This is a genomic window from Alloalcanivorax venustensis ISO4 (assembly GCF_015356855.1).
GTDB lineage: Bacteria > Pseudomonadota > Gammaproteobacteria > Pseudomonadales > Alcanivoracaceae > Alloalcanivorax > Alloalcanivorax venustensis.
The window spans coordinates 20963-34065 of record NZ_ARXR01000017.1 but is presented as its reverse complement, the minus strand read 5'-3'; the positions used below and the strand labels follow the sequence as shown (position 1 = coordinate 34065).

Annotated in this window: 12 protein-coding genes; 8 read left to right on the top strand and 4 right to left on the bottom strand. The window is 62.7% G+C overall.

Going from position 1 to position 13103, the window contains the following annotated elements; genetic code table 11:
- Positions 1 to 86: 86 nt before the first annotated feature.
- Complete coding sequence (locus tag ISO4_RS10745; protein ID WP_194856203.1) at positions 87 to 710, bottom strand: carboxymuconolactone decarboxylase family protein; 624 nt, start codon at positions 708 to 710, stop codon at positions 87 to 89.
- A complete protein-coding gene (locus ISO4_RS10740) occupies positions 707 to 1738 on the bottom strand; it encodes an AraC family transcriptional regulator (RefSeq protein ID WP_194856202.1) in 1032 nt (343 codons plus the stop codon). Before ISO4_RS10740 ends, ISO4_RS10745 begins: the two co-directional genes overlap by 4 nt.
- Positions 1739 to 1886: 148 nt before the next feature.
- Here ISO4_RS10740 and ISO4_RS10735 point away from each other — a divergent pair, with 148 nt between their 5' ends.
- Entirely contained in the window at positions 1887 to 2747 is an 861-nt protein-coding gene (locus ISO4_RS10735; RefSeq protein ID WP_228548057.1) for an SDR family oxidoreductase, read from the top strand.
- A gap of 4 nt (positions 2748 to 2751) precedes the next feature.
- Here the strand turns inward: ISO4_RS10735 and hmpA are convergent, their stop codons facing one another.
- Positions 2752 to 3969: an NO-inducible flavohemoprotein gene (hmpA, locus tag ISO4_RS10730; protein ID WP_194856201.1), complete on the bottom strand. Its 1218-nt coding sequence runs from the start codon at positions 3967 to 3969 to the stop codon at positions 2752 to 2754.
- A 100-nt stretch (positions 3970 to 4069) separates the two neighbouring features.
- Between hmpA and ISO4_RS10725 the strand changes: the two genes are divergently transcribed.
- Positions 4070 to 4507, top strand: coding sequence for an RrF2 family transcriptional regulator (locus ISO4_RS10725; RefSeq protein WP_194856200.1), 438 nt, complete (start codon positions 4070 to 4072; stop codon positions 4505 to 4507).
- Here ISO4_RS10725 and doeB read toward each other — a convergent pair whose 3' ends face one another.
- The gene (gene doeB / locus ISO4_RS10720) at positions 4508 to 5497 is read right to left on the bottom strand and encodes a N(2)-acetyl-L-2,4-diaminobutanoate deacetylase DoeB (RefSeq protein ID WP_194856199.1); all 990 of its coding nucleotides are present in this window, start codon (positions 5495 to 5497) and stop codon (positions 4508 to 4510) included.
- Between the two features lie 100 nt (positions 5498 to 5597).
- On the opposite strand from doeB, the gene gmk reads away from it, so the two are divergent.
- From gmk to ISO4_RS10690, 6 genes are all read left to right on the top strand, one after another.
- Positions 5598 to 6230, top strand: a complete 633-nt coding sequence (gene gmk, locus ISO4_RS10715) for a guanylate kinase (RefSeq protein ID WP_142948012.1) — start codon at positions 5598 to 5600, stop codon at positions 6228 to 6230.
- A gap of 46 nt (positions 6231 to 6276) precedes the next feature.
- Complete coding sequence (gene rpoZ / locus ISO4_RS10710) at positions 6277 to 6540, top strand: DNA-directed RNA polymerase subunit omega (protein WP_142947848.1); 264 nt, start codon at positions 6277 to 6279, stop codon at positions 6538 to 6540.
- 330 nt (positions 6541 to 6870) lie between these two features.
- On the top strand, positions 6871 to 8985 hold the full coding sequence (locus tag ISO4_RS10705; protein ID WP_142947849.1) for a RelA/SpoT family protein: 2115 nt from the start codon (positions 6871 to 6873) through the stop codon (positions 8983 to 8985).
- A gap of 13 nt (positions 8986 to 8998) precedes the next feature.
- Positions 8999 to 9385, top strand: coding sequence for a RidA family protein (locus ISO4_RS10700; protein ID WP_142947850.1), 387 nt, complete (start codon positions 8999 to 9001; stop codon positions 9383 to 9385).
- Between the two features lie 277 nt (positions 9386 to 9662).
- Complete coding sequence (locus ISO4_RS10695) at positions 9663 to 11447, top strand: alpha/beta hydrolase (RefSeq protein ID WP_194856198.1); 1785 nt, start codon at positions 9663 to 9665, stop codon at positions 11445 to 11447.
- A 449-nt stretch (positions 11448 to 11896) separates the two neighbouring features.
- A complete protein-coding gene (locus tag ISO4_RS10690; RefSeq protein WP_194856197.1) occupies positions 11897 to 13066 on the top strand; it encodes an alpha/beta hydrolase family protein in 1170 nt (389 codons plus the stop codon).
- The last annotated feature ends 37 nt before the right edge of the window (positions 13067 to 13103 follow it).

Genomic DNA, 13103 nt, shown 5'->3' with positions numbered 1-13103 from the left:
CTCGCAATTGTTGAAAATATGCGTAACGCCAAATCATCGCATTGTTGGGAGGATCAAATCCGGACAGTCAGGGGCACCGGACCCGCCTATCCCTTAGGCAGGCGCGCATAGAAGCCCTGTAACGTCTTCTCGGTGGCCGTTTCCAGCTCGATACCCGCGTTAATCAACAAGCCAGCGACCATTACATAATGGCCGACAAGCATGACCAATTCGATCATCTGCCTCTTGTTATACTTCTGGTTTAGCGCAAGCCAGTTGTCTTCATCAATAAGGCTCTGCTGACACACCTGATCGCATGCCGCCATCAGCAGCTGATCATCTCGGTTCGCGATGTCACCGGGCGCTTTCGTGATCTCGACGATTTCTTTATCGCTGACGCCAACCCTCAACGCCATTTCCACATGCTGGCCCCATTCATAGCGGCTTCTACAGCGCCAAGCCACACGCAGGATCGCCTTCTCCCTATCCGTCGCGGGGAGCCGACCGAAAGGCATCATCTGGGAGGCAAAAAGTAGCCATGGCCAGAAAATCCGACCGTTGATGCCAATGACCGGAAAGATGTGCGGCAGCTCAGCTCGGCCAAAGAGCCGTGCCACCCCCGATAGGGCGCGCAGTAGCACGGCGCGCTGCCGCTGCGGTGGAGCGGGGATGCGAACGTAGTCAGGACGCGCCCAGCCCCTCTCGGGCCGCAATAGGTCTGCATCTCTCATGGCTTGTGATCTCCTCGTTGCCGATATTCCCCGGGTGTTAAACCAGTACGCTTCTTAAACCATCGGATAAGGGATTGTCTTGACTGGAAGCCCAACTGAAATGCTGTCACCTCCAGTGGCTGGTGGCTATTAGATATCAAATCAGGCGCCCTCTCCATTCGGATCTCGTCAATTAGGCTCCGGAATTTAGTGTTATGGGCATCCAGTCTCCGGTGCAGAGTACGACCACTAATGCCTAACTGATCCGCCACGTCCTCCAAACCAGGGGGACAGTCAACGAACATGGCACGTGCCAAGCGCATCACAGTGTTGGGCAAGGTCGTGGTTTGTTGCCGCTGTCGCATTAGAGCATCAGCATGTTGTGCGAGCGTGGTCTTAATGCCGAGGTCACTGTGGCTAAGGGGTTGGTCCATTAATTTTCGATCAAAACAGATTCCCGCTTGCGGCTGGTCAAAATAAATCGGGCTTTGGAATAGTTGTTGAAGACGCAACCGTGTCTCTTTATTTTCAGGTGGCGGGTGGGAAAAACCGACCTCAAGGGGAACCATGGGAGTCGGTTGCAGGAGGGTCCGGGCAAGCACTGTAAAGCTACCCAGGACATAGTCGTACGCATGCCTGCGAAACAGAGGGCTGCCCGCCAGGCACTCCCAATCAACGCGGACCCGACCTGGCAGGTAGATCACCTTGCTGTTCCCGAAGCTACTAAGCAGCCCATTATAGCGGACGATCAAATCCAAAACGTCCGCGAAGCGTGTGCAGCTCTGGCTAAGGTAGCCAAGAACCCCAAACGCGGCCGGCTGGGTGCTCTCCGCCATCACCAGCCCGAACGGGTAACCCGGGAATCGCGCGTCGAGCTGTGCCAGGAGTTCTTCGAGCATGGAGATCGGCAGTGTGGCCTCCGCGCCGATCGGCGGGTTCTTCCGCCCCAGCCTGAGCAACCATTGCTCGACATCAAGACCATTGGCCTGTGCGGTGCGGGCGAGATGCTGGAGGTGGGGGGCCGCCACCCAATTATCGTTATCATCCACGGCAATTCTCCTAACGATATCGCCGAGTATGTCACACCTTCGGTCACACAAGACGCTTTGGCGCTTTTGGGCCCTTATTGTGGCGCGATGGGTTACCGATAGCAGCCAGACAGCATGGCATCATGCCCGCCTTAAATAGGAGATCTTCATGAAGTCACTGCGCAATAGGCTCTGCTTGGTTACCGGAGCCGCCAGCGGGATTGGCCGGGCAACGGCGGAGTTGCTCGTAGACGAAGGCGCCAGGCTGTGCCTGACCGACATCAACCGGCCGTCACTGGACGCTGTGACGCAAGAGCTAACGGAGAAGGGCGGACGGGTATTATTCCATCGGGCGCTTGACGTCTCCGATCCATACGCGGTGCAGGCCTTCGCCGACGATATCCATAAGCAACATGGTTGTGTCGACGTGGTAATGAACATTGCGGGCATCTCGACCTGGGGTACGATCGAGAATCTGGAGCTAACGCATTGGAATCAGATCATCGAGGTCAATTTATTAGGGCCGGTTCATATCATCCACGCGTTTTTGCCACCGATGATCAAGGCTGGCAGGGGCGGTCACCTGGTCAATGTGTCCTCCGCCGCGGGTCTGTTCGGCTTGCCCTGGCACGCCGCCTATAGTGCCAGCAAGTTCGGCTTGAGAGGCATCAGCGAAGTGCTGCGCTTCGACCTTCGCCAACACGGCATCGGTGTAAGCCTAGTTTGTCCCGGGGCAGTGGACACCGGCTTGGTGAAAACTATCAATGTTGTCGGCGTGGATCGGGATGACCCCGATGTACAGGCCTTGACGCGACGCTTCCAGCGGCACGCCAAAACCCCCGAGCACGCGGCAAAGAAGATTATTGCCGGGGTTAAGAAGAATCGCTACTGGATATTTACGTCCCTTGATATCCGCCTAGGCGTGCTTGCCCAGCGTTTTTGCCCACTGCTCTATGAAGGGGCCATGAAATGGCTGAGCCGCATCGTATTCAAAGTGTATAAAGATACCGATAACGGCTCGCTCAGGTGATGACTCAGGCCGCCAGCGCCGCCGGTCCGAAGAACTCATAGTGAACCCTGTCCATCGGCACGCCGCGCCGGCTTAGCAGCGCGTGGACGTGGCGCAGCATGGGTTCCGGCCCGCACAGATAGTAGTGGGCGCCGTCCACGGTGAGCGCGTCGAGCAGCGCCTCATCGATCAGGCCGTTGCTGTGGTAACCCCGGCCCGGTTCGTCGCCGGCGAGCGGGTCGCTGTAGCGCACATGTACTTGCAGGTTGGGGTGCGCGGCGGCCAGGGCCCGCACTTCCTCGCGGAACGGATGCACCCGGCTGTTCAGCGCGCCCTGGATCAGCGTCACCGGACGGCTGGCCGGCGAGGCCGCCAGGCACTGGTGGAGCATGGAAAGCAACGGCGTGATGCCGACACCGCCTGCGATCAGCACCACCGGCGCCTCCTGCTCGCGGGTATCGAGCACGAATTCCCCGGCCGGCGGCGCCAGCGCCACGCGGTCACCCTCTTTCAGGTTGGCGTGCAGGTGGTTGGAGCAGACCCCGTCCGGGGCACCGTCCACCGGCGCCGCTTCTCGCTTGACGCTGATGCGGTAGTGCGTGTCGCCGGGCGCGTTGGACAGGCTGTAGTTGCGCATCACCGGGCCGGCGCCGGGAACATCCACGCGCACGGTGATGTACTGGCCTGGCTTGTGCGGGTGCAACGGGGCACCGTCGGCGGGGCGCAGGTAGAAGGAGGTGATGTTGTCACTCTCCGGTTCGCGGCGCGCCACCACGAACGACTTGAAGCCCTGCCAGCCGAACCGCTGCTCCTGCTCGTGATAAATGTCCGCCTCACGGCCGATGAAGATGTCCGCCAGAGCACCGTAGGCCGCGGCCCAGGCGTCGATGATGTCGTCGGTGGCGGCGTCGCCGAGCACTTCCTTGATGGAAGCGAGCAGGTTCTCGCCGACGATCGGATAGTGCTCCGGCCGAATCCCCAGCGACACATGCTTCTGCGCGATCAGCTCCACCGCGTCGGTGAGCGCCGCCGGGTTGTCCACGTGTTGGGCGTAGGCACAGATGGCGCCGGCCAGGGCGCGCTGCTGAGACCCGGACCGCTGATGCGCCGGATTGAAGTAGGGGCGCACTTCCGGATTGTGCTCGAACATGCGCTGGTAGAAATGGCGGGTGAGGGTTTCCCCGTGTTCCTGCAGCACCGGCACGGTGGCTTTGATAACGGCGAGTTGATCGGCGGTCAGCATGATTCCAGGTCTCCTGTTGCTCCGGACTTAAAAGAGGCGTTTTACATACCTCTTTTAAACAGGAATACTATATACCTCTTTAAAAGCGGTCAACGACTTTATGCAACTGACGACCCACACCGATTACTCCCTGCGTCTGCTGATCTATCTGGGGCTGTCCCGCGACAAGGCCCCGGCCACGGTGCAGGAAATCGCGCTGAGCTACGGCATCTCGGCGAACCACATCGCCAAGGTGGCGCAGACGCTGACGCGGCTGGGCTATGTGAAGAGTTTGCGCGGGCGCGGCGGCGGCCTGGTGCTGGCCGGCGACCCGGAACGGATCTCGGTGGGCGAGGTGGTCAGGCAGACCGAGAACCTGAAGCTGCTCGAATGCTTCGGGGAGAATTCGTCCTGCCCGATCGACCCGGCCTGCACCCTGAAAAAAGTGCTGGGCCGGGCGCAGGAGGCGTTTCTGCAGGTGCTGGACGGCTACACACTGGCGGAACTGATCACCAACGACACGGAACTGCGGAGCCTGCTGCTCCCCACCAGTACCTGACTACAACGGCACCGCCAGCACCGCGAAGGTGTCGCCCATCGCGACCCTGGCCGGGTGGCGGCGGCCGATGAGGATGCCGTCCACCGGCGCGTGATACTCGGTGGGATGGGCGCCGGTGCGCTCCAGGCTGTGAACCCGGGCGATCGGCTCTCCGGCTTTTACCGCGTCCCCCAGATTGATCGCGAACTCCAGCAAGCCCGCGTGTTCGCTCTGCAGATAGTGGGCGCTGTCGGGTATTTCCAGCGTGCGGGTGGTCGCCGGCGGCACTCCGCCGTCCAGGATACCGGCCCAGCGCAGCACGTTATCCACGCCCTGCTCCGCCAGCGCCACGGTCTCCGGCGTGGTGGTGCCGCCGCCGCCCAGCTCGGTGCTGATGAACACCTTGCCCTGGGCTTCCACCACGGTGTCGTAGAGCGCGTCGCCTTCCAGCTCCGCCATCAGCAGGGTGTTGGGGGCGCCGAAGGCGCGCGCGCCCTCCAGGCAGCGGCGCGCCAGGTCGGCGTCCGCCAGCCGGTGGGTGGCGGCGAACGGCAGCAGGTCCAGGGTGCGGCCGCCGGAGTGAATGTCCAGCGCCAGGTCGCACAGCGGCACCAGATAGCGGGTGAAATAGTCCGCGATGCGCTGGGTGAGCGTGCCGGTGGGGCTGCCCGGAAAGGCGCGGTTAAGGTTGCCCTTGTCGAGCGGCGAGGTGCGGGTGCCGTTAAGCACCGCCGGGTGGTTCATCATCGGCACGATGATCACCCGCCCGCGAATGTCCTCGGCGCGCAGGCGGCCGGCCAGCTTGAGCAGGGCGGTGATGCCTTCGTATTCGTCACCGTGGTTGCCGCCGGTGAGCAGGGCGGTGGGGCCGTCGCCGTTGCGCACCACCGTGATCGGAATCATCAGGCTGCCCCAGGCGGAGTCGTCGTGGGAGTGCGGCAGCTTGAGAAAACCGTGTTGCACACCGTCGCGGTGGAAATCCACGGTGGCGGAGATCGGGCTGTCCTGCATGATGTCTCCTTTAGGCTTGGCCATGACGGGCCGCGGACTTCCCCCTATAATGCCCGTTTTCGCGGGTAGTGAGACCCCGGCAGACAGGAACCGCATGCGTATGACCGACAAAGGCACTCTCTATATTGTGTCGGCCCCCTCCGGCGCCGGTAAAACTTCCCTGGTGGCGGCGCTGGTGGAAAAGCTGCCCCGCCTGCGTATCTCCGTATCGCACACCACCCGGCCGCGCCGGGAGGGCGAAGTGGAAGGGGTGAATTACCACTTCACCAGCCGCGAGACCTTCGTGCGCATGGTGGAAGAAGGCCGGTTCCTGGAGCACGCCGAGGTGTTCGGCAACCTTTACGGCACCAGCGCCGACTGGGTGGCGGAGACCCTGCGCGGTGGCGAGGACGTGATCCTCGAGATCGACTGGCAGGGCGCCGCCCAGATCCGCCACCTGCTGCCAGAAGCGGCCAGCATCTTCATCCTGCCGCCGTGCCTGAAGACCCTGGCCCAGCGCCTGCGCACCCGCGCCTCGGACGACGACCACGTGATCGAGAAGCGCCTCGCCGGGGCCCGGGAAGAGATGAGCCACTACGGCGAGTTCGACTATCTGGTGGTCAACGACAACTTCGAACGGGCCCTGCACGAGCTGGCCGCCATCGTCGAAGCGCGCCGTCTGACCACCGACCGCCAGGCGGTACGCCAGGCGGCCACGCTCGCCGACTTGTTGTCCGGTACTGAAACCCAGTAGAATCGCGGGCCGCACTAGGTGCGCGCCCCCGCAATAGGAGATCGACATGGCCCGTGTAACCGTAGAAGACTGCCTGGAAAACCTGGACAACCGCTTTGAGCTGGTTCTGGTATCCAGCCGGCGCGCCCGCCAGCTGCAGACCGGCGGCAAGGAGCCGCGCGTGGCCTGGGAAAACGACAAGCCCACCGTGGTGGCGCTGCGCGAGATCGCCGCGGGGGAAGTGACCTCCGAATCGGTTGAAAACCCGATCGCCGATCAGGGCGCGGACGTCGACGACCTGGCCATGCTGACCCAGTCGTTCGGCGAATAAAGCGCCGATTCAGGATGCAGGATTCAGGATACAGCGCGGTCAAGCGCCTCTTAACCGGAACGGATCGGGACCGCGCTTAACGCTTAAACGCGAGGCACGGATTTCGCCGCCATCCCGAATCTGGATTCGCGCTGAACCCTGTATCCTGCATCCTGAATCGCCCGACCGACGCTCCCACCCTTCACGTCGGCCTGATAGCGTCCTCCTTTCACACCGAAAACCCCTGCCTTTTCAAGCGCTCACGGCGATAACGTAGACAAATCACCACGCCAAACCTAAGCTAGGAATTATCGTTCACTTCGATTCGCCCTGGCGGCGTGGCGAGGAATCTTGCCCTCGATCAACAACCTGAAAAAACGGTTACGCAGCTACCTGACGGAAGAGCAAATTTCACAGGTGGTTCGCGCCTACTATTTTGCCGAGAAAGCCCACGAGGGCCAGTACCGGCGAAGCGGGGACCCCTATATCACGCATCCGCTGGCGGTGGCGAACATCCTGGTGGACATGCACATGGACTACGCCTCGCTGATGGCGGCCATGCTGCACGACGTGATCGAGGACACCGGCGTCTCCAAGGAGCAGCTCGCCGAGGCGTTCAGCGAGGAAGTCGCCGAGCTGGTGGACGGGGTCTCCAAGATTGCCCAGATCAAGTTCGAATCGAAAGCGGAGCAGCAGGCCGAGAATCTGCGCAAGATGATGCTGGCCATGACCCGCGACATCCGCGTGATTCTGGTGAAGCTGGCCGACCGCCTGCACAACATGCGCACCCTGCATGTGATGCGCGCCGAGAAGCGCAAGCGCATCGCCACGGAAACCCTGGAAATCTACGCCCCGATCGCGTTCCGGCTGGGCATGTACAACATGCGCGTGGAGTACGAGGATCTCGCCTTCCACAATATCCACCCGATGCGCGCGCGGCTGATCGGCAAGGCGGTGCAATCGGCGCGCGGCAACCGCCGTGAGATTCTCTCCTCGATCAAGACCAGCCTGGAGCGCAGCCTCGAGGAAGAGGGCATCCAGGCCCGGGTGCTGGGCCGGGAAAAGCATCTGTACAGCATCTACCAGAAGATGAAGGAACAGCATAAGCCGTTCGCGGACATCATGGACGTGTTCGGCTTCCGCATCATCGTCGACCGGGTGGACACCTGCTACCGGGTGCTGGGCGCGGTGCACAATCACTTCATTCCGATTCCCGGCCGCTTCAAGGACTACGTGGCGATTCCCAAGGCCAACGGCTATCAGTCGCTGCACACCACGCTGAAGGCGCACTCCGGCATTCCGCTGGAGATTCAGATCCGCACCGAGGAAATGGAAGCGATGGCCAACAACGGCATCGCCGCCCACTGGCTGTACAAGTCCCACGACGAGCCCGGCTCGCCCACCCACACACGGGCCCAGTCCTGGATGAAGCGGCTGCTGGAGATCCAGCAGAAAGCCGGCAACTCCATGGAGTTCATCGAGAACGTGAAGGTGGACCTGTTCCCGGACGAGGCCTACGTGTTCACGCCCAAGGGCGACATCAAGGAACTGCCCGCCGGCGCCACGCCGGTGGACTTCGCCTACGCGGTGCACACCAAGGTGGGCACCCGCTGCGTGGCGGCGCGCATCGACGGCAAGCTGGCGGCGCTGTCCACGCCGCTGGAATCCGGCCAGACGGTGAAGATCATCACCGCCCCCAACGCCACCCCCAACCCGGGCTGGCTGAATTTCGTGGTGACCGGCAAGGCGCGCTCCAACATTCGCCACTTCCTCAAGCAGCAGCGCCGCGAGGACGCCGCCGAGCTGGGCCAGCGGCTGCTGGAGAAAGCGCTGATCCCCTACCAGCTGGATCTGTCGCTGTTATCGGAAAAAACCCTGCAACAGGAACTGAACAACAACCACTACGGCACCGTGGACGAACTGCTCGAGGACATCGGCATGGGCAACCGGCTGGCGCCGCTGGTGGCGCGCAAGCTGGCCGGTGCCCGTGGCGAGAACCGCGACCCGGAGGACGACCGCCTGCCCCTGGCGATTCGCGGCAGCGAAGGGCTGATGGTGACCTACGCCAAATGCTGCTACCCGCTGCCCGGCGACACCGTGATCGGCCACCTGAGCGCCGGCAAGGGCATCGTGGTGCACCGCGACACCTGCAAGAATCTGCTCGCGGAAATGCGCGACGCGCCGGAAAAATGCATTCCGCTGAACTGGGACAAGGACGTGGAGCAGGAATTCACCGCCGCGCTGCGCATCGAGCTGGTCAACAAACGCGGCGTGCTGGCGACCCTGGCCAACGTGGTCTCCGAGCTGGGCTCCAACATCGACACCATCGACATGGCCGGCAAAGACCCCACCCTGTCGATCATCAACGTCACCCTCACCGTGAAACACCGGGTCCACCTGGCGCGCATCATCAAGCGGTTGCGCACCGTGGACAATGTTGTGAGGATTCACCGCATCAGTGCCTGAAGGAAACAGCAGCATGTCCAATCGTTCCGTGATCAAAACCGACCGGGCGCCCGCCGCCATCGGTCCGTACTCCCAGGCCATCAAGGCCGGCTCCACCGTCTACCTGTCCGGCCAGATCCCGCTGGACCCGGCCACCATGGAACTGGTCGGCGGCGGCATGGACGCCCAGGTACGGCGTGTCTTCGATAACCTCAGCGCGGTCTGTGACGCGGCCGGGGGCGCCCTGCACGACATCGTCAAACTGAACATCTTTCTCACCGACCTGAGCCATTTCAATCTGGTCAACGAGATCATGAAAGAATACTTCCAGGAGCCCTACCCGGCCCGTGCCGCCATCGGCGTGGCCGCCCTGCCCAAGGGCGCCGAGGTGGAAATGGACGCGGTGATGGATATCGCCTGACCGGCGCCGCGCACCAAAACGACGCCAGAGGGCGCCCCACCGGCGCCCTTTTTTTGTGCCTGGAACGGTACGGATCGTCCCGCAACGGACGCTTTCATCACCTGATCTTCACTCTCCCAACGCTTTTTACAATTAAAAATACCCCTATAAAAACAATCACTTTTACATCAATTAAGTAAACTCAAATGCCTTCCCGCGAGGCCGGTGGCACTCAACTTGCCTGAGTACGCCCGTCCTGATTGGACACTTGCCGCCTTACCTTCAAGGGGAAAACATTATGAGCAGCACCTTTCGTTCTCTGCCCGGAAACGGGCTGGGTCTGGTCTTCCTGTCGGCCTTTCTGTTCCTTGCCGGCTGCGGAGGCGACTCTTCATCCTCCTACGTGGAAGACACACCCGACGCCAAGACCACCCCGGACGCCGTAAGCACCGGCGTGGCAGCGGACCCCTCCACCGCCGGTCCGTTCACCGTCGCCGAAGAGGAATATAACTTCGGCCGCATGACCGTCATGGACAACAAAAACGGGGACAGCTACGACACCGACATCCACGGCTACATCCAGTACCCCGAGGGTCAGACCGGCCCCTTCCCGGTGGTGCTTTTCCTGCACGGCCGCCACGGCACCTGCTACGACGGCTGGGGGATCGACGACGACGATTGCGCCAACCCGATCCCCAGCTACCGGGGTTACGAGTACATCTCCCGCAATCTGGCCAGCCACGGCTACGCGGTGATTTCCGTGGACGCCAACGACATCAACGATAACGACAGCGGCCCCAGCAACGGCGACACCGGGGCACTCGCCCGGTCCATGCTGGTGGTCCGTCACCTGGACGAATTCCGCACCATCAACGCCTCCGGCGGCAACAGCCTGGACATGCTGACCGGCAAACTGGACATGAGCGAAATCGGCATCATGGGCCACTCCCGCGGCGGTGAAGGCGTGAATCAGACCGTGATCTACAACCGCAACCAGCCCGAGCCGCACAACATCACCGCGGTGTTCTCGCTGGCGCCCACCGACTACAACACCCAGACGGTCAGCAACGTCACCTTCCTGGCCCTGGCCGGCTACTGCGACGGCGACGTGGAGGATCTGATGGGCAACTTCGCCTACGACACCAGCCGCTACGCCGTGGATAACGACCCCTATCCCAAGTTCCAGCTGATTCCCATGGGCGCCAACCACAACTACTACAACACGGTCTGGACCACTGACACCCGCCCCGACGACTGGACCATCCTCGACAGCGACGGCGACGACCCCTGGTGCGGCGAGAACGCCGCCGGTAACGGCCGCGACACGCCGGAAGTGCAGCAGGCCCAGGGCCTGTTCTTCATCGCTTCGTTCTTCCGCTACTTCATCGGCGGCGAAGAAGAGTTCGGCGCCTACTGGAACGGCCAGACCTCGGTGCCCGGCAACACCTGCCCGGACGGCACCGGCCCCTGCGACGACCGTTATCTGCTGAGCATCCACGCCCCGGCGGCGGACCGCCTGGTGATCGACGACACCCTGGACCCGGCCAGCCTGACCACCAACAACCTGGGCGGCGCGGTGCGCTTCGACGGCTTCTCCTCGTTCGGCATCTGCCAGACCAACGGCCGGCCCGGCGAGGGCTGCGACGTGGCCACCCCCACCTTCAATATCGCCGAACAGCTGTTCATGGCCTGGGACACCGCGGCCACCTACCGCTCCGAATTGCTGGGCGTGAACGCTGTCGACTACCAGGTGCTGTCGGTGCGCGTGGGCGTGTCCCACGGCGACGCCGACAACACCGCCGGCCAGGATTTCCAGGTGATCCTCGAAGACATGGACGGCAACCGCGTGTCCGCCCTGGCCAGCGACTACACCGAAAGCCTGTTCTACCCGCCGGGCCGGGAATTCTACGACGAGACCAACCACGGTTCGCAGAAGACCACGCTCAACGCCGTGGACATTCCGCTGACCGCGTTCGAAGGCGTCGATTTCACCAACCTCAACGCCATCGAGCTGGCCTTCGACCAGACCCCCGCCGGCACCGTCCAGGTCACCGACCTGGTGCTCCAGCGCGTCGACTTCTAACCCTGATGGTTTGGGCTGGGCCCCGTGGGAGCGGGCCCAGCCCGCGAAAGGGTGGCTTTCAGCCACCCGGCAAGCGCCCACAAGGCGCCTTCACGGCCACCTCTCAAATCCCTTCGCCAGTCCTTTCCTCGTATTGACAGTCTTTTATAGCCGGGCGGATATTAACCGCTGCTTTCTTTTAGAAGGCTATTTCGCATAGTGAAACAACAACAAGAAAAGACCCACAATTCCAATAAAACAGGGAGAGCAGCAGCTCCGGCGTCGCCGAGCCGTCGCAACCGACGCGCGTCCAGGACACCCGCACCTTCACCGCCAGCGAAACCCAGGCCGCCGACTTCGACGCGGAAGGCGGCGTCACCGGCCACGATGACGCCGAACAGTGGTCCGGTATCCGCCCCAACGGCGCCAGCTACCGCATTGAGGTTCCGGCCGCCTGGAACGGCCACCTGGTGATGTACGCCCACGGCTACCGGGGCGAGGGTTCCGAACTCACCGTCGGCAACCCGAGCATTCGCCAGTGGCTGCTGGATAACGGCTACGCCTGGGCCGCGTCCAGCTATTCCACCAACTTCTACGACGTGCGCACCGGCGTCGAGGACACCAACGAACTGGCGCTGGCGTTCACCGACATCACCGGCCTCGCCGACCCGGACCGCCTCTACATCATGGGCCACTCCATGGGCGGCCATGTCACCGCCGCCGCCATCGAGGACGAGACCCTGGCCACCGCCAACAACCCGGTGCAGTACCACGGCGCCGTGCCCATGTGCGGCGTGGTGGGTGACACCTTCGAGTTTGAATATCTCACCCAGGCGACCATGGCCGCACAGCACTTCGCGCATATGAAAAACCCCGACGCACCGCCGCTGACCGGTATTCCGGCCACCAACTTCGATGCCAACGCCATCAACGCAGTAATCTGGGCAGTGCCGCCTATCCCGCCGTCACCGCCGGCGAATCCTGGCTCCCTCGGCATCCCCACCGCCGAGGGGGAACAGTTCCAGGCGCTGATGCGGAATCTCTCCGGCGGCGAACGCCCGGTGGCCGACATCGGTTTCACCACCTATTACTGGCATGTGGTGATGGGTACCGGCGGCCGCGACGGCACCGTTAACGGCATTCTGGCCCGGGACCTGACCGGCAACGCCGGCGTTACCTACCAGTTCGACAACTTCCCGCCGCCCAGCACCGAGGAGCAGGCCTTCAACGACACGATTCTGCGCGTGGAGAGTAATCCGTCCGCCAACGGCCTGCGCAACGACGGTCTGCGCTGGATTCCGGTGATCAACGGGGAATTCAACATTCCGGTGGTCAGCCTGCAGGGGCTGGGCGACTTTTACGTGCCCTTCCGTCACGGCCAGATCTACCGCGAACGCGCGGAAGCCAACGGCAGCGATGAGTGGCTGGTACAGCGCGCCATCCGTTCGCCTGGGCACTGTGATTACACCTCACAGGAACAGATCGACGCCTTCGAGGACATGATTGAGTGGGAGCAGAATTCCATCAAACCGGCCGGCGACGACTTCCTGGACCCGGCCACGGTGGCCGCCGATGACTTCGGCTGCCAGTTCACCACCACCGACCGTTCCGGCGTGCCGGCCTGCACCACTCCCCCGTAAGGCTTTTCCGAAGCCCTGAACGACAACGCCCCGCATT